Origin of the sequence: Curvibacter cyanobacteriorum (assembly GCF_028649475.1) — a bacterium.
GTDB lineage: Bacteria > Pseudomonadota > Gammaproteobacteria > Burkholderiales > Burkholderiaceae_C > Curvibacter > Curvibacter cyanobacteriorum.
In genome coordinates this window covers 219604-234362 of the sequence record NZ_JAQSIP010000006.1, presented here as the reverse complement: position 1 = coordinate 234362, position 14759 = coordinate 219604, and the positions used below count along the sequence as shown (strand labels likewise).

General features: G+C 67.7%; 14 protein-coding genes. 6 read left to right on the top strand and 8 right to left on the bottom strand.

From position 1 onward, the window contains the following. Nucleotides 1–71 precede the first annotated feature (71 nt). Nucleotides 72–896 (top strand): enoyl-CoA hydratase-related protein, encoded by an 825-nt coding sequence (locus PSQ40_RS14395; protein ID WP_273952281.1) that lies wholly within the window; start codon nucleotides 72–74, stop codon nucleotides 894–896. Here the strand turns inward: PSQ40_RS14395 and PSQ40_RS14390 are convergent. The 4 genes from PSQ40_RS14390 to PSQ40_RS14375 form a co-directional block, all read right to left on the bottom strand. Continuing rightward, on the bottom strand, nucleotides 836–2779 hold the full coding sequence (locus PSQ40_RS14390; protein WP_273952280.1) for a M61 family metallopeptidase: 1944 nt from the start codon (nucleotides 2777–2779) through the stop codon (nucleotides 836–838). The two genes, PSQ40_RS14395 and PSQ40_RS14390, sit on opposite strands and share 61 nt — an antisense overlap. A 209-nt stretch (nucleotides 2780–2988) precedes the next feature. Further along, nucleotides 2989–3453 carry a DUF3429 domain-containing protein gene (locus PSQ40_RS14385; protein WP_273952278.1) on the bottom strand — a complete coding sequence of 155 codons (465 nt, stop codon included), beginning with the start codon at nucleotides 3451–3453 and terminating at the stop codon, nucleotides 2989–2991. 100 nt (nucleotides 3454–3553) lie between these two features. After that, entirely contained in the window at nucleotides 3554–4303 is a 750-nt protein-coding gene (locus PSQ40_RS14380) for a DsbC family protein (protein ID WP_273952277.1), read from the bottom strand. 55 nt (nucleotides 4304–4358) lie between these two features. Beyond that, nucleotides 4359–5513, bottom strand: coding sequence for an FAD-dependent monooxygenase (locus PSQ40_RS14375; RefSeq protein WP_273952276.1), 1155 nt, complete (start codon nucleotides 5511–5513; stop codon nucleotides 4359–4361). Nucleotides 5514–5634: 121 nt separating this feature from the next. Between PSQ40_RS14375 and PSQ40_RS14370 the strand changes: the two genes are divergently transcribed. Then, entirely contained in the window at nucleotides 5635–6510 is an 876-nt protein-coding gene (locus PSQ40_RS14370) for an MOSC domain-containing protein (protein WP_273952275.1), read from the top strand. Between the two features lie 49 nt (nucleotides 6511–6559). Here the strand turns inward: PSQ40_RS14370 and PSQ40_RS14365 are convergent, their stop codons facing one another. Further along, nucleotides 6560–9163, bottom strand: coding sequence for a chemotaxis protein CheW (locus tag PSQ40_RS14365; protein ID WP_273952273.1), 2604 nt, complete (start codon nucleotides 9161–9163; stop codon nucleotides 6560–6562). Between the two features lie 357 nt (nucleotides 9164–9520). Between PSQ40_RS14365 and ychF the strand changes: the two genes are divergently transcribed. Together ychF and PSQ40_RS14355 are read left to right on the top strand one after the other, a co-directional pair. Then, nucleotides 9521–10615: a redox-regulated ATPase YchF gene (gene ychF, locus PSQ40_RS14360; protein WP_273952272.1), complete on the top strand. Its 1095-nt coding sequence runs from the start codon at nucleotides 9521–9523 to the stop codon at nucleotides 10613–10615. Nucleotides 10616–10715: 100 nt separating this feature from the next. Continuing rightward, complete coding sequence (locus PSQ40_RS14355) at nucleotides 10716–11507, top strand: glycosyltransferase family 2 protein (RefSeq protein ID WP_273952269.1); 792 nt, start codon at nucleotides 10716–10718, stop codon at nucleotides 11505–11507. A 79-nt stretch (nucleotides 11508–11586) separates the two neighbouring features. On the opposite strand, the gene PSQ40_RS14350 is transcribed toward PSQ40_RS14355, so the two are convergent. From PSQ40_RS14350 to PSQ40_RS14340, 3 genes are all read right to left on the bottom strand, one after another. After that, nucleotides 11587–12186, bottom strand: coding sequence for an exosortase H-associated membrane protein (locus PSQ40_RS14350; RefSeq protein ID WP_273952267.1), 600 nt, complete (start codon nucleotides 12184–12186; stop codon nucleotides 11587–11589). Next, nucleotides 12183–12710, bottom strand: coding sequence for an exosortase H (xrtH, locus tag PSQ40_RS14345; RefSeq protein WP_273952266.1), 528 nt, complete (start codon nucleotides 12708–12710; stop codon nucleotides 12183–12185). The genes PSQ40_RS14350 and xrtH overlap by 4 nt, the downstream gene beginning before the upstream one ends. A 65-nt stretch (nucleotides 12711–12775) precedes the next feature. Further along, the gene (locus PSQ40_RS14340) at nucleotides 12776–13246 is read right to left on the bottom strand and encodes a YqaA family protein (protein ID WP_273952265.1); all 471 of its coding nucleotides are present in this window, start codon (nucleotides 13244–13246) and stop codon (nucleotides 12776–12778) included. Between the two features lie 172 nt (nucleotides 13247–13418). Here PSQ40_RS14340 and dusB point away from each other — a divergent pair, with 172 nt between their 5' ends. Next, nucleotides 13419–14471, top strand: coding sequence for a tRNA dihydrouridine synthase DusB (gene dusB / locus PSQ40_RS14335; RefSeq protein ID WP_273952263.1), 1053 nt, complete (start codon nucleotides 13419–13421; stop codon nucleotides 14469–14471). After that, the gene (locus PSQ40_RS14330) at nucleotides 14468–14704 is read left to right on the top strand and encodes a Fis family transcriptional regulator (RefSeq protein WP_273952262.1); all 237 of its coding nucleotides are present in this window, start codon (nucleotides 14468–14470) and stop codon (nucleotides 14702–14704) included. The genes dusB and PSQ40_RS14330 overlap by 4 nt, the downstream gene beginning before the upstream one ends. The last annotated feature ends 55 nt before the right edge of the window (nucleotides 14705–14759 follow it).

The following is a 14759-nucleotide window of genomic DNA, read 5'->3' as shown; positions in this document are numbered from 1 at the left end:
ACCCAGGCCCCGAGCCGGCGCAGACCGGGCCCCGTGCCCCTTTGTTTGAATCACCACCAGGAGACCGTTTCATGACCGAGCCCAGCGCCAGTGCCGAACCCTCTGTGTTGTATGCCCTCGACGAGACCAGCGGCGGGGCCGTGGCCGTGATCACCCTCAACCGGCCCCAGTCCCTGAACAGCTTCACGCCCGAGATGCACCGGGCCCTGTGGGCCGCGCTGGACCAGGCCGAGGCCAGCGCGACGGTGCGGGCCGTGGTGCTGACCGGGGCCGGGCGGGGCTTTTGTGCGGGCGCCGACCTGGCAGGTTTTGATTTTTCGCCCGGGCCCGACCGCGTCAAGCGGGCCGACCCGGGGCCGCTGATTGACCAGTCCTTCAACCCTACGGCGCGCCGCATGCAGGCGCTGCGCATGCCGGTGCTGGCGGCCGTCAACGGGGTGGCGGCCGGAGCGGGCATGTCGCTGGTGATGAGTTGCGATGTGGCAATTGCCTCGCCGCAGGCCAGCTTCATCCAGGCCTTCAGCAAGATCGGGCTGATCCCCGATGCGGGCAGCACCTGGTTGTTGCCGCGCCGGGTGGGCCTGACCCGGGCCCTGGGGCTGGCGCTGACTGGCGACAAGCTGGGGGCCGCACAGGCCCGCGACTGGGGGCTGATCTGGGATGTGGCCGACGACTGTCTGGCCAGCACCCTGGCGCTGGCCCGCCGCCTGGCCGCCATGCCCACCGCGGCCCTGGTGCAGACGCGGCGCCTGCTGCGTGACGCCACCACGCGCGAGCTGGACGCCCAGCTGGCGGCCGAGCGCGACGCCCAGTCGGCCATGGGCGCCACCGACGATTACTTCGAGGGCGTGGAAGCCTTCTTGACCAAGCGGGCGCCGGTTTTCAAGGGGCGTTGACGCGGCTGGCGCGCGCTGGCGACGGGCTGGGCCTTGGCGTTGGCGTTGTCGCCCGTGCCCGTGCCCGCGGCATCGGCATCGGCATTGGCCACTGGGGGCGCCACCGGCGGCGCTTTCAGCCAGGCGGCCACCGCGTCGGCCTGCGCAATGGCCAGGCGCACCGTGGTGCTGGTGTTGGCGGCGGGCAGCGTCAGCGGCAGGCGCAGCAGGCGCTGGTCGCGCGCCACCAGCGCGGTGACGCGCTTGGCCTGGCCCGCGTAGAACACCACGTCGTCGAGCTTGCCCAGGCGCCAGCCTTGGGCGCCCACCTCGATGCCCAGCCACTCGTCGTTGGCCGCCAGGCCGGCTTTCTCGGCCGCGCCGCCGCGCATCACGGTTTTGATCTGCACGCTGCCGTTCTTCTCGGCCACGCGCAAGCCCAGGCGTTGCGCCAGTTGGGCCGGGTCGTCGTGCCAGGCCACGCCATGGTGTTGCAGCAGGGCTTGCAGTGGCAGTTCGCGGGTGCTGTGCACCCAGGCCTGCAGTTCGGGGCCCCAGCTGCGGCCGCTCAGCTCGTGCAGCACGCTGGCAAAGTCGGCCTCGCTCATCGGGCCGCCCTGGCAGCGCTGCCAGACGCGGCGCATCGCCTCGTCCAGGTGGTGGCCTTGCTGGCGCAGGCTCAGGTCCAGGGCCAGGGCCACCAGCGACCCCTTGGTGTAGTAGCTGACCGTGGCGTTGGCGGTGTTCTCGTCTTGGCGGTAGTACTTGACCCAGGCGTCATGGCTGGCCTGGGCCACGCTCTGCACCTCGCGGCCAGGGGTTTGCAGCACCTGGTTCAAGGTCTTGTTGAGCAGCTTCAGGTAAGCCGCATCGTCCAGCAGGCCGGCGCGGCGCAGCAGCAAGTCGTCGTAGTAGCTGGTGAAGCCCTCAAAGAACCACAGCAGTTCGGTGTAGTTCTCCTGGCTGTAGTCGTAGCGGGCCAGTTCGGCGGGGCGCAGGCGCTTGACGTTCCAGGTGTGGAAGTACTCGTGGCTGATCAGGCCCAGCAGGGTGGTGTAGCCCTCGCTGCTGCGGGCTTCGCCCAACCGTGGCAGGTCGCGTCGGCCACAGATCAGCGCGGTGCTGGCACGGTGTTCCAGGCCGCCATAGCTGTCGTCCACGGCGTTGAGCATGAACACATAGCGTTGCATCGGCGCGGCCTGGGGGTTCTGGTCGATGTCGGGGTGCCAGAAGCGGATCACGGTCTCGCAGATCTGCTGGCTGTCGCGCAGCAGGCGTTCGCGGTCAAACGAGGCCGTGGCGCCCGCCACCACCCACTGGTGGGTGATGCCGCAGGCCTGGAATTCGCCCTGCCAGAAGTCGCCCAGCTCCACCGGGTGGTCCACCAGTTCGTCGTAGTTCGCCGCTTGGTACAGGCCAAAGCCACGCCGGTTGACCTTGACCGGCGTCAGCGCCGTGGCGGCCCGCCAGGCGGGGCCGGTGGTGGCCTCGGGCGCCACCAGCGCCAGGTGGTGCGGCTGCTCTTCTTGCCCGTGCACGCGCAGGCACAGGCTGGTGCCGTTGAAGAAGCCGCGCTGTTCGTCCAGCCAGGCGGTGCGCACCGAGTTGTCGAAGGCATACACCTCGTAGCGCAGTTCCAGCGGCTGGCCGGCTTGGCTCGCGACTTGCCAGCGGCATTTGTCGAGTTGCTGCACCGCGAGCCGGCGGCCGTTCTGGCGTGCCTCCAGCTTTTGCAGGTGCTTGGCAAATTCACGCACCAGGTAGCTGCCCGGGATCCACACCGGCAGCGACACGGTTTGCTGGTCCGCGGGCTGGGCGATGGTCAAGGTGACCTGGAACAGGTGGGCTTTGGGCTCGCTGGCGTCAATGCGGTAGAGCAGGGCGGTGGGGGTGGTGCGTTTCATGGGCAGGTGGGGCGTGGTCGGCGCCCGGGAGAAAAGGGGGCTGGGCGGGCCGCCAGGCGCCCGCAGGCCGCAGGGGCGAGGTCACGCCGCGCTGGGGCATGGCCCCGGCGATCGAGCCGCTTCAGGCGATGATGCGGCGGCGTTGCCGCTGTGGGGGCGGCCGGGGCGGGGGCCGCGGGCGGGCCGTGCTTGTCCACGCGCGGCGGGGCTCAGGTGTTGGCGGCGGCCAGCAGGCAGCTCAGCGTGGCCACCACGGTCAGGCGAAAGCGCAGGGTCAGCCAGGGGCGCAGCTGGGCCGAGGTCCAGGTCTTGCGGTCCACCAGGTAGCACACGATCAGCAGCAAGCCCAGCAAGGGCAGGCCCGCATAGACCGGCATCACCACCGCGATCCAGGCCACGATCGACGGCACCACGCCCCACAGCACATGGAAGCGCGGCGCGTCTTCGCCTTGCTGGAAGGCGATGCCCCAGTGGATGCCCCCCAAAAAAGAGGTCACGGTGGCGGTGTAGCCCATCAAGGCCAGCGCCACGAAGGGCATCAGATCGGGGGTCACCAGCCACATCAGCAAGGCCAGCAGCACAAAAGGCAGCAGGCCGGCGTAGCCCAGGCGCTCGATGGTGACTGACAGCGGGGTCGCGCCCGCCGGATGGGGAGTCGGGACAGAGGTGTTCATGGCCTGAATTGTGGCCGCGTTTGGCCACGCCCACGCGGCGCCGGGGCTTTCTGGCCTCAGGGGTGTTGCGTGGCGGACTCAGTCCGCCCGCGCGCGGCGCTCATTCCTTGCTGGGGGCGCCGGGGTTGCTGGCCTGGGCCAGGCGTTGCTCGATCTGCTGGGTGTTCAGGGCCCCCGGCACGCGGCTGCCATCGCTGAAGATCACGGTGGGGGTGCCGGTGATCTTGTATTTGCGGCCGAACTCGACGTTGCGGCCCAGCGCGGTCACGTCGCAGCCGTTGCCGGCAGCGGGCGCGGCCTTGTCACGCACCATCCAGTCCAGCCAGGCGGCGGCTTTGTCCTTGGCGCACCACAGGTTGCGCGAGCGGTCGGCCGAGTCCGGGCCCAGGATCGGGTACAGGAACAGGTAGACCGTCACGTTGTCGACCTTGGCCAGGTCTTTTTCAAAGCGTTTGCAGTAACCGCAGTTGGGGTCTTCAAACACCGCAATTTTGCGCTGGCCGTTGCCGCGCACGATGGTGAAGGCGTCCGCCAGGGGCAGTGCACTGAAGTCGACCGCGGTGATCTTGGCAACGCGCTCCTCGGTGAGGTTGCGCTGCTGGACGGTGTCAATCAGCTCGCCCTGGATCAGGTAATTGCCCTTGGCGTCGGTGTAGAACAGGTCGTTGCCCACCTGCACCTCGTACAGCCCGGCCATGGGCGTCTTGCGGATGGCCTCGATGTTCTGCAGCTGGGGCAGGCGCGCGGCCAGGTTCTTGCGGATCACGGCGTCCTGCGCCTGCGCGCCGACGCAGGCTGCAGCCAGGGCCAGCGAGGTCAGCAGCCGGCGGGACAAGGGAGAAAAGGTCATGGTGTGGGTCGGGAGGGGTGGGGGAGAGGCGCGTTGGGTGGGCCGGTGGACCGGCTCAGTTCAGGCCCATCGCGAGGCGGGTGACCCAGTTTTTGAGGGGGCCGCTGCGGTCGAACTGGTTCATGCCCCAGTTGCGTGCGGTGGGCAGCGGGGTCAGCGGGTGGTCAAACAGCCACTGCAGACCGTCGCTGGCCAGGCCCAAGGCCCAGATGCCGGCCTTGCGCTCGCGCTCGTAGCGGCGCAGCAGCTTGGGGTCGGACACGCTGCGCCAGTAGTCGCGCTCGCGCAGGATGCGGGCCAGCGCGGCCACATCGCCCAGCCCCAGGTTCAGGCCTTGGCCTGCCAGTGGGTGCACGGCGTGCGCGGCATCACCGGCCAGGGCCCAGCGGCGTGTCGTCTGGGGGGCGGCCTGACCTTCTGGCGTCGGCACCGTGCCGGTCCAGTGGTCGGCGCGGCTTTGCTGCAGCGGCCAGCTCGCGCGTTCGCTGCTCAGGCGCAGCGAATCGGCAGGCAGGCCGGCACCCGCGGCGACGCGGTTGGCAAAGTCAGCTGGGGACAGGGACATCAGTTCGGGCACTTCGTGATGAGGCACTGACCACACCAGCGCCACAGAGTTCCCCTGCGGGCCCGAAATCGGCAAAAAAGCCATCACTTGGCCCGGCAGGAACCACTGCTGGGCGCATTGCTGGTGCGGCGCGGGCAGCTCCAGGCGGGCCGCAATCGCGGTGTGCGGGTAGGGCGTGGTCTGGTAGTTGACGCCAAACTCCTCGCGGGTGCGGCTGGCGCGGCCCTCGCAGACCACGGTCAGCGCCGCGTTCTGGGGGCTGTCCACGCGTTCGATCTGGGGCTGAAACCCCACCGCGTCGGCCAGCCGGGCCTCCAGCGCGGGCACGTCGACGATCCAGGTCAGGGCCTCGGTCTGCTGGGCCTGGGCCGAAAAGTGGACGCTGCCCCCCTGGTCGCCATAGACCCGCATGTCGGTCACCGGGGTCGCGGCGTCGGACTCGGGCCAGCAGCGCAGCGAGGCCAGCAGCTTTTGCGAGGCGCTGTTCAGCGCATAGGCGCGCACATCGGCGGCCGGCGGCGCGGCGTCGGCGGGGCGGGGCGGGGCCACCAGGGCCACGCGCAGGCGTTCGCGGGCCAACAGCAGGGCCAGCGTCTGGCCGACCACGCCGGCACCACGGATACACACATCAAAGGCTTGCGTCATGGGTTGGGATTGTAGGAGCCAGGCACAATGGCGTTTTAACCTGCGCCAACACTTCATCGCCTTCAAGGGGCATGGGGTCGGGGCCACTTGTCAGAGGGCCGGGGCGCCCGGGAAGGGGAGCATGGCTGATTGGACGCCCGCTGAGGGCGATGTGCAGGGCGTGGTCGCCCGTTTGTTTGTGCACCCGGTGAAGTCGTGTGCGGCGGTCGAGGTGCAAGAGGCCTGGGTGCTGGACACCGGGCTCGAGTTGGACCGCGCCTGGATGGTGGTCGACGCCGATGGTGTATTTGTCAGCCAGCGCGAACTGCCCCGCATGGCGCTGATCCGGCCCCAGCTCAAAACCTACGAAATGATCTTGCGCGCCCCGGGCATGCTGGCCCTGCATGTGGCGATCGACGAGGTCGAGGCGCCGGTCAGCGTGCGGGTCTGGGACGACCAGGTCAAGGCCTACGACATGGGCGCGGTGGCGGCCCAGTGGTTCACCGATTTTCTGGGGCGCCCGCTGCGCCTGGTGCGCTTTGACCCCGAGCAAAAGCGCCTGTCCAGCCTGCGCTGGACCGGCGGGCTGGAGGCGCCCAACCAGTTCAGCGACGGTTACCCGGTGCTGGTCAGCAGCGAGGCCTCGGTGGCCGACCTCAACCAGCGCCTGGTGGCCGCGGGCCATGCGCCGGTGGGCGTGGAGCGCTTTCGTGCCAATGTGGTGCTGGGTGGGGTCGAGGCGTTTGATGAAGACCGGCTGGAAGACATCCACATCGGCACCGACGACGGCCCACTGGTGCTGCGCCCGGTCAAGCCCTGCGCGCGCTGCCCGATCCCCAACATCGACCCGCTGAGCGCGGAAAGCAGCCCCGAGGTCGGCGACACGCTGATGGGCTTTCGCCGCGACGAGCGCGTGGGGGGCGCCATCACCTTCGGCATGAACGCCATCGTCACCGAAGGCGCCGAGCGCCGGGTCCGGGTGGGGCAGCCGGTGTGGGGGCGTTACCGCTTCGACTGAGCCCCCTTGGCCTGGGGCGGGCCGGGCCTGGCCCGGCCGGGGCCCTGACTCAGGCCACCACGGACACGGCTGGGTCGTCCGCCAGGTCGCCCGCGGGGGCGTCGGTTGGTTCCGCGCCGTTCGGGTCGATGCCATCCATCAGCCAGCTGAACAGGCGGTCCGCGTCGACGGCCTGAATCAACAGGCGTCCCTCGTTGGCCTTGATCACCTGGCGCGTCAGCATCGACTGGCTCTGCAATGCGAGCGGGCTGGGCTCGAGTGCGCTGGCTTCGAATGGCGTCACGGCGTGCAGCTCGTCCACCAGCAGGCCCAGGGCCTGGGTGCCGTGGCGCAGGATCATCACCTGGCTGTTGCTGCTGATCTCGGAGCGCCGGCCGTGCAGCAACTGGCCCAGGTCAAACACCCAGATGAAGCTGGCTTTGCCCTGCGGGCTTTGGCTGTCGCGCAGCCCCAGGATGCCGACCTGGCCCGCGTGCAAGCCCATCGAGGTGGTGCGCACCTCGCGGAAGGACACCGCCTCCTGCACGCATTCGGCGGGCAGGGCCATGAGGTTGCCGTCGCAGAAGAAGGTGGCGAACTCCAGGCCGCCCTGGCTGCTGCTGTCGTGCTCGATGTAGCAGTCCTGGCTGCGCAGGGCACCGCGCCCCTGGCGAACCTCGCCAAAGTGCCGGTAGACGACCGCGATCACGTCATCGCGGTAGCCGTCCACGGTCTTGAACTCGCGGTAACCGTTGGACACCGAGCAGGCCTCGATCGCGTATTCGCCCTGGTGGGTGCAGATGCGGGCGTGGCTTTGGCCATTGGCCAGGCTGGTTTGGGTGGCCGGCAGGCTCAGGGTCGAGCCCGCCGGGTGGTCGGGGCTGGTGCTGGACAGTACCCGGCCCTGCCGGTTCACAAACAGCGCCTGCATGTGTTCGCGCCCGCCCAGGCCGCTGAGCAGCATGTTGTGCAGCTCGGGACCGGAGTCGAACACGATGCCGATGCCCCCCACGATCTGGTCTTCGTGCTCGGGGTGGCGGATGGCGGCGTGGTAGACGTAGCTGGGCTCGCCGCCGTACCAGGGCGTGTTCTCGAAGGGGCTGACGTGGTAGTGCTGGGGCGAGGCCAGGCGGCGCACCGCGGCCAGGTCGCTTTCGCCGAGGAACTGGCCGACAAAGGCCTGGCCCGCCTCGCTGGTGGCGGCCAGGATGCGGCCCTGGTGGTCGTACACAAACAGGCTGGTGTAGACCGTGTAGAGCGCATGGATGGTGTCCAGCACGGTCTGCATGCGCTGGGCCGCGTCGGGCGGTTGGTCGGCCAGCGCCTGGCGCAGTTCGGGGCTCAGCGCCCACCAGCGGCAGTCGTCCGAGCGCTCGTAGAGGTTGCGGTCCAGCAGGTCCACCAGCAGGTGGGCGGTGAACTCGGCATCCAGCAGCGAGGAGCCCAGCACCGTCTGGTAGAGGTCATGGATGGAGTGCTCGAACAGCTCGTTGCTGCGGTTACCGGTCTCGCTGATCTGTTCCAGCACAGTCTTGAGCTTTTGCATGTCGCCCTGCTGGCCCGCGGTCATCACCTGGCCGTTCCAGACGATGCGTTGGATGTGGCGCGCCGCCACGACGATGTCGTGCAGCGGCGGGCAAAAGCGGTCGGCGTGCGACAGCAGCCCATCCAGCAGCAGCGGGTCCAGCCCGCTCACCAGGTCGCGGCTCTGGCTGCTGAAGGCCACGTCGAGCGGGATCATGGCCTGGCCCAGCCAGCCCTTGGGGCCCGGGTAGCCCTGGTAACCCGCCGAGCTGAAGGTGCGCACCAGGTACTCGCGCCCGGCATACATGAACAGGTGCGGCGATTGGTCGAGGTTGACCGGCACCTTGACCCCGACCGGAATCCAGTTCGGGTCGGCGCTGGCAATCACCTGGTGCGCATCGTCAAGCAGCAACAGGTTGGTGCGCTGGGCCGGGTCGCCATGCGACTGGAAGATGCCCGCCATTTCTTCTTCGAAGTGGAAGCACAGGCACAGCACGCCGACCACCGCGCCCGTGTCCGGGTGGTGCATGCGGCGCGAGTAAATCAGCGCCTTGCGCTTGTTGGGGCGCAGGTCGCTGGCGCGGAAGGTCTCGACGTACTGGTCGCTGTCCAGGGTTTGGCGCAGCAGGGGGTCGGCGCTGTGCTCCAGCGGCGTGGTGGGGTCGATCTGGGCCAGCACATGGCCTTGGGTGTCGAGCAGGATGATCTCGTCATACACCGTGTACTTGTTGCGGTACTCGCACAGGCGGTGGTGGATCAGGCCCCGTTCCTCGTGCAGGCCCGCGACGAAGCTGCACAGCTCGCGGTCGGTGGCCAAAAAGCCGACGTCGGCGGTGCGCTCGAACAGGTTGCGCACCACAATGTCGATCACATACTGGGCCGTGGTCCCGATTTCGGTCAGCACGTGGCTGACTTTTTGGTGCACCAGGCTTTGCACCAGTTCTTTTTCCAGCAGCGAAAAACTGCTGCGCGTGGCGGCCATGGTGGGCAGGATGGCGCGCGCCTCCTGCGGGCAGTTCATCTTGGCCGACGCCTCGATGATGCGCCACATCAGGTTGAGCTCCTGCAGCGAGCGTTCACAGCGCCCCACATCGCGCATGTAGGGCAAAAATACTTCAGTTTGACTGGCCGTCAATGCTTTGGAGCTCATGTCATGTCCTTGGTGAAACGTGTTCGCCGGAAGGCGCATTAGTGCGAACCCGGTTATCTTAAGCAAGACTTATGCGCACTGAGGGCCAATGTGCACAGCTTGTGTCAGTGTTGGGTGATTCAGGCGTGGGCGGGCGTCGGGGTGGCGTCCGCACCACACGGCCGGGGCCCGGCGCCGATCAGTACAATTGCGGCCAGTTTCCCCCCGCCTCAACCGGCTTGAAGTTGGCCCCTGTGGTGCTTTGCAGCCCACCGTGGGGCGGCCGACCGGCCAGCCCCGCGCAGGTCGGGCACCTTCAGCAGGTCCGTGCAGGACCCGGCGGTGCCCCTGGGGACCCACTTAAACCAAGGAATTTCCATGAGCCTCAAATGCGGCATTGTGGGCCTGCCCAACGTCGGCAAGTCCACCCTTTTCAACGCGCTGACCAAGGCTGGCATCGCGGCCGAGAACTACCCCTTCTGCACCATCGAGCCCAATGTGGGCACCGTTGAAGTGCCGGACCCGCGCCTGAACCAGCTGGCCGAGATCATCAGCCCCGAGCGCATCGTGCCCGCCATTGTGGAGTTTGTGGACATCGCGGGCCTGGTGGCAGGCGCCAGCCAGGGCGAAGGCCTGGGCAACCAGTTCCTGGCCCACATCCGCGAAACCGACGCCATCGTCAACGTGGTGCGCTGCTTTGAAGACGACAACGTGATCCACGTGGCCGGCCGTGTCGACCCCATCTCGGACATCGAAGTCATCCAGACCGAACTCTGCCTGGCCGACCTGGGCACCGTCGAGAAGACCCTGCAACGCTCCATCAAGGCCGCCAAGTCGGGCAACGACAAAGAAGCCGCCAAGCTGGTGCAGGTGCTGACCCGCGTGCAAGCCACCTTGAACGAAGGCAAGCCGGTGCGCACCATGGACCTGAGCAAGGAAGACCTGGTCGTCCTCAAGCCCCTGTGCCTGATCACTGCCAAGCCCGCCATGTTTGTCGGCAACGTCAGCGAAGACGGCTTTGAAAACAACCCCCTGCTGGACCGCCTGATCGCCTACGCCAACAGCCAGAACGCGCCCGTGGTGGCCATCTGCGCCAAGATGGAAGCCGACATGGCCGACATGAGCGACGAAGACCGCGCCCTGTTCCTGGCCGAGCTGGGCCAGGACGAGCCGGGCCTGAACCGCCTGATCCGCGCCGGCTTCAAGCTGCTCGGCCTGCAAACTTACTTCACCGCCGGGGTCAAGGAAGTGCGCGCCTGGACCATCCGCGTCGGCGACACCGCCCCGCAAGCCGCTGGCGTCATCCACGGCGACTTCGAGCGCGGCTTCATCCGCGCCCAGACCATCGCTTTTGACGACTTCATTGCCTACAAGGGCGAGCAAGGCGCCAAGGACGCGGGCAAGATGCGCGCCGAAGGCAAGGAATACGTGGTCAAGGATGGCGACGTGCTGAACTTCTTGTTCAACGTCTGAGTCCCCACCGGGTGGCCCCTGGCGGACCCCTGAGCATGACCCAGAATGAGGGGCGCGCACCGGCCATCGGTGCCGCCCCTTTTTTGTTTTCAGTCCCGCGATGAACCCCTCACCCGACCTCAGCATCATCATCCCCACCTTCCGCCGCGAAGCCATGCTGCTGGACGCGGTGCACAGTGCGCTTGCGGTGCCCGGCCTGCAGGTGGAGGTCTGGGTGCTGGACGACAGCCCCGAGGGCAGTGCGCGCTCGGTGATCGAGGGTCTGGGCGATCCCCGGGTGACGTACTTGCTGCACCAGCCGCCCACCGGCGGCCACCCGGCGGTGTTGCGCAACCGCGGTGCCCAGTTGGCGCGTGCGCCGCTGCTGTACTTCCTGGACGACGACGACCGCGCCTTGCCCGAGGCGCTGGCGCGGGCTTGTGCGCAGCTCAGCGCATCGGCTGCTGGGGTGCTGATCAGTGCGCCCCAGCCGTTTGGCGACGACGCGCAGCGGGTCGAAGAAGAGCGGGCCTACTTTGAGCAGGCCGTGGCCTGGCTTGCACAGGGGCCGTCCGCGCTGCGCGTGGTGGCCCGCTTGTTGTTCGGGCCGGCCTTGCTGGTGTGCAGCACCTGTGTGATCCGGCGCGATGCGTTCCTGGCCACGGGTGGCTTCAGCACCACCATGCCGGTCTACGAAGACATTGATTTCTACATGCGCGCCGTGCGCCAGGCCGGTTACGTGGCCATGGCCGAGCCAGTGGTGGCGCGGCGGGTGGGCGGGCCCAGCCTGATCAGCGCCTGCACGCGGCCCCAGATGCTGGCCGCCTATGCCGAGTCGCAGGGCCAGTACCGGCGCCAGCGGGGCTGGTGGGAGTTCATGGCGCTCAAGCTCTGGCAGCGCCTGGGGCGCTGAGGCTCAACGCGCCCAAGGGCGTTAGCTCGTTCGTTCGTTCGTACGTCCCTGCCCACCCCGGTCGTGACGCGTGCCTGGGTCAGTCGCCAGCGCTCAAGGCGCCTTCGATCAGCACTTGCTGGATCAGGCGGCGGTCCAGCGCCAACCAGATCAGGATCGGTGCCAGCGTGGGCAGCAGCAGGAAGCCGATCTGGTAGCCCGCGCCGATCAGGTTGGCATCGAAGGCGTCAAAGCGGGTTTGGCTGCGCGTGGCTTCGGCCATGTGCACGCCCACCTGCAGCAGCCAGGTGAAGCACACCCCCCAGGCTTGAAACGGCAGCAGCATCAACCAGCCCAGCGGGATCTTCCACCAACTGCCCTGGGAGCGGACCGCCAGGAACAGCGCCGCCAGCAGCGGCGCGCCGTAGGCGTAGGTCAGCACATTGGCCTCGGGGGTCACGTCGGCCACCCGGCCGCCGGGCATGGGCACACCGAGGCCGGTCAGCAGCACCTGCTGGGTGCCTTGCAGTTCCGACCCATGCACCCAGAACGGGAACAGGGTGTGCATGGTGAACTCGGCCAGCCAGGCCGGCGCCAGCACCACATAGTGGCGGCCCGCGTACCACAGGGCCAGGCAGGGCACCAGCCAGAGCAGGGCACGGACAAAAAAGCCGCTGATGACGCTGAAGCCGGGTTTCATGCACGGGCTCCCGAGGGGGTGTCCTTCAGGTGCTGGCGGCGAAAGTCCTGCCGTGCCACCCAGCGCATCCAGACTAGCCAGACCACCAGCACGTCGAGCATGATCAGGGCCTGCCACAGGTAGAGGTGGGCAAACTCGAAGGCCTGGGTGTTCCAGCCCGCCAGGTAGAACAGTGAAATGATGCGCAGCAGGTTGAGCGCCTGGATGGCCACAAAGCCCAGTGCCAACCCCACCAGTTTGGCCGACCAGCGCGCCGGGTAGGCCAGCAGGGCGGCCAGCAAGATCAGGCAGGCCTCGACGCCATTGCAACCGGCCTCGATCGAGACGCCGATGCCGGTCTTGGCGTTCTGCAAAATCTTGCCGTAGGACACCACGTTGGCGTCAAACAACTGCACCAGAAAAGCACTGGCGCTGGCCAGGAAGGACGTCCACGGCAGCACCACCCATTGCTGCGCCGGCGGGGTCAGTTCACCGACGAACAAGACCACCAGCAACAGCAGAAAAATCAGAAAAAAACGCACCATGGACCGGTGCCCTCCCTTGGGGTTGCGGAGCGCCGACTGTAGCGCAGAAGCCCCGGCTCAGCGCCTCAGTTGGGGAACACGTACAGCAGCGCCACTGTCATGCACAGGTAACGCAGGAACTTGCCAATCAGCATGTAGCCCAGGCAGGGCCAGAACGACAGGCGCAGCCAGCCCGCCACGGCGCACAGCGGGTCGCCCACCACGGGCAGCCAGCTCAGCAGGCAGGCCTTGGGCCCCAGCCGCTGCAACCAGCCCAGCACCCGCAGGTGGTGGGGCGACCGGTGGTAATGGTCCACGGCCTTGTGGGCGCCATAGCCCATCCACCAGTCGACCGCGCCACCCAGCGTGTTGCCCGCGGTGGCCACCGCGATGGCGGGCCAAAACAGGTCCGGGTTGAGCTTGAGCAGGCCGAACAGCGCGGGCTCCGAGCCCAGCGGCAGCAGGGTGGCCGACACAAACGACACCACGAACAGGGTGCTCAGGCCCAGCTCGGGCAGGGCCAGCAAGTTGAGCAGGGCGTCGATCCAGGCTTGCATGGGGGCTCAGTATAGGCAGGGCAGGGGGGGGCTGCGACGGGGCGCGGGCGCAGGGTCAAAACGCCCATTTCAATTGCTGAAATTTTGAGCAGCTACAATCATGCCTCATTTTTCAGCATGCCCCGGGCATGCACCACCACTCCCCCCGCCACCCGCTTTACCTGCCTGATCCATGCAGATTGGTCACCTGTCGCTTGAAAATTCGCTCTTTGTGGCCCCCATGGCGGGGGTCACGGACCGGCCTTTCCGCCAGTTGTGCAAGTCGCTGGGCGCCGGCTATGCGGTCAGTGAGATGGTGACCTCGCGGCGCGAACTGTGGAATTCCCTCAAGACCTCCCGGCGCGCCAACCACGAGGGTGAGAAAGAGCCGATCGCGGTGCAGATTGCCGGCACCGAAGCGCAGATGATGGCCGATGCCGCCGTCTACAACATCGAGCGCGGCGCACAGGTGATTGACATCAACATGGGGTGCCCGGCCAAGAAGGTGTGCAACAAGTGGGCTGGTTCGGCGCTGATGCAGGACGAGTCGCTGGCGCTGTCGATTGCCGAGGCTGTGGTCCAGGCTTGTGCCCCTTATCGGGTGCCGGTGACCCTCAAGATGCGCACCGGCTGGTGCCAGGCACACAAGAACGCCGTGGTGCTGGCGCGGGGCTTCGAATCGGTCGGCATCCAGATGCTGACCGTGCACGGGCGCACCCGCGAGCAGGGCTACAAAGGCCAGGCCGAGTACGAGACCATCGCCGCCGTCAAGGCCGCGGTGCGGGTGCCGGTGGTCGCCAACGGCGACATCGACAGCCCGCACAAAGCCCTGGAGGTGCTGCGGCGCACCGGGGCCGACGCCATCATGATTGGCCGCGCCGCCCAAGGCCGCCCCTGGATCTTCCGGGAGATCGCGCACTTCCTGGCCACCGGCCAGCTGCTGGCCGCGCCGCGCGTGGCCGAGGTGCGGCACTGGCTGCTCGAGCACCTGCAGGAGCACTACAGCCTGTACGGCGAATTCACCGGCGTGCGCTCGGCGCGCAAGCACATCGGCTGGTACGTGAAGGGCCTGCCCGACGGCGAGGCCCTGCGCCAGCAGATCAACGGCATTGAAGACAGCGCCCAGCAGTGGGCCGCGGTGGCGGGCTATTTTGACGCCCTGGGAGACCGCATGGAGCGCCTGCCCGAGTGGGCTGGCGAGACCGCGCCCGGCGTCGACGAAGAAACAATGGAAATCGCTGCATGAGCAATAAGAACATCGAAGACTGTGTCCGTGACAACCTGCTGGAGTACTTCCGCGACCTGCACGGCGAAGAACCCCACGGCATGCACGAGATGCTGATCCGCCTGGTCGAAAAGCCGCTGCTTGAAGTGGTCATGGCCCAGGCCGAGCACAACCAGTCGCGCGCCGCCGAATGGCTGGGCCTGAACCGCAACACCCTGCGCAAGAAGCTGGTCGAACACCAGCTGCTGAAGTGATTTTTTGAGCTGCCGGCGGCGGCGTCTCGGCGCAGCGGCCACCCCCTTTCCACAT

Coding starts and splice junctions, on each gene's coding strand:
- ychF (WP_273952272.1), top strand. CDS start 9,521: ATGAGCCTCAAATGCGGCATTGTGGGCCTGCCCAACGTCGGCAAGTCC.
- PSQ40_RS14340 (WP_273952265.1), bottom strand. CDS start 13,246: ATGCAAGCCTGGATCGACGCCCTGCTCAACTTGCTGGCCCTGCCCGAG.
- PSQ40_RS14370 (WP_273952275.1), top strand. CDS start 5,635: ATGGCTGATTGGACGCCCGCTGAGGGCGATGTGCAGGGCGTGGTCGCC.
- PSQ40_RS14385 (WP_273952278.1), bottom strand. CDS start 3,453: ATGAACACCTCTGTCCCGACTCCCCATCCGGCGGGCGCGACCCCGCTG.
- PSQ40_RS14330 (WP_273952262.1), top strand. CDS start 14,468: ATGAGCAATAAGAACATCGAAGACTGTGTCCGTGACAACCTGCTGGAG.
- PSQ40_RS14390 (WP_273952280.1), bottom strand. CDS start 2,779: ATGAAACGCACCACCCCCACCGCCCTGCTCTACCGCATTGACGCCAGC.
- PSQ40_RS14365 (WP_273952273.1), bottom strand. CDS start 9,163: ATGAGCTCCAAAGCATTGACGGCCAGTCAAACTGAAGTATTTTTGCCC.
- PSQ40_RS14350 (WP_273952267.1), bottom strand. CDS start 12,186: ATGAAACCCGGCTTCAGCGTCATCAGCGGCTTTTTTGTCCGTGCCCTG.
- PSQ40_RS14395 (WP_273952281.1), top strand. CDS start 72: ATGACCGAGCCCAGCGCCAGTGCCGAACCCTCTGTGTTGTATGCCCTC.
- dusB (WP_273952263.1), top strand. CDS start 13,419: ATGCAGATTGGTCACCTGTCGCTTGAAAATTCGCTCTTTGTGGCCCCC.
- PSQ40_RS14375 (WP_273952276.1), bottom strand. CDS start 5,513: ATGACGCAAGCCTTTGATGTGTGTATCCGTGGTGCCGGCGTGGTCGGC.
- PSQ40_RS14380 (WP_273952277.1), bottom strand. CDS start 4,303: ATGACCTTTTCTCCCTTGTCCCGCCGGCTGCTGACCTCGCTGGCCCTG.
- xrtH (WP_273952266.1), bottom strand. CDS start 12,710: ATGGTGCGTTTTTTTCTGATTTTTCTGCTGTTGCTGGTGGTCTTGTTC.
- PSQ40_RS14355 (WP_273952269.1), top strand. CDS start 10,716: ATGAACCCCTCACCCGACCTCAGCATCATCATCCCCACCTTCCGCCGC.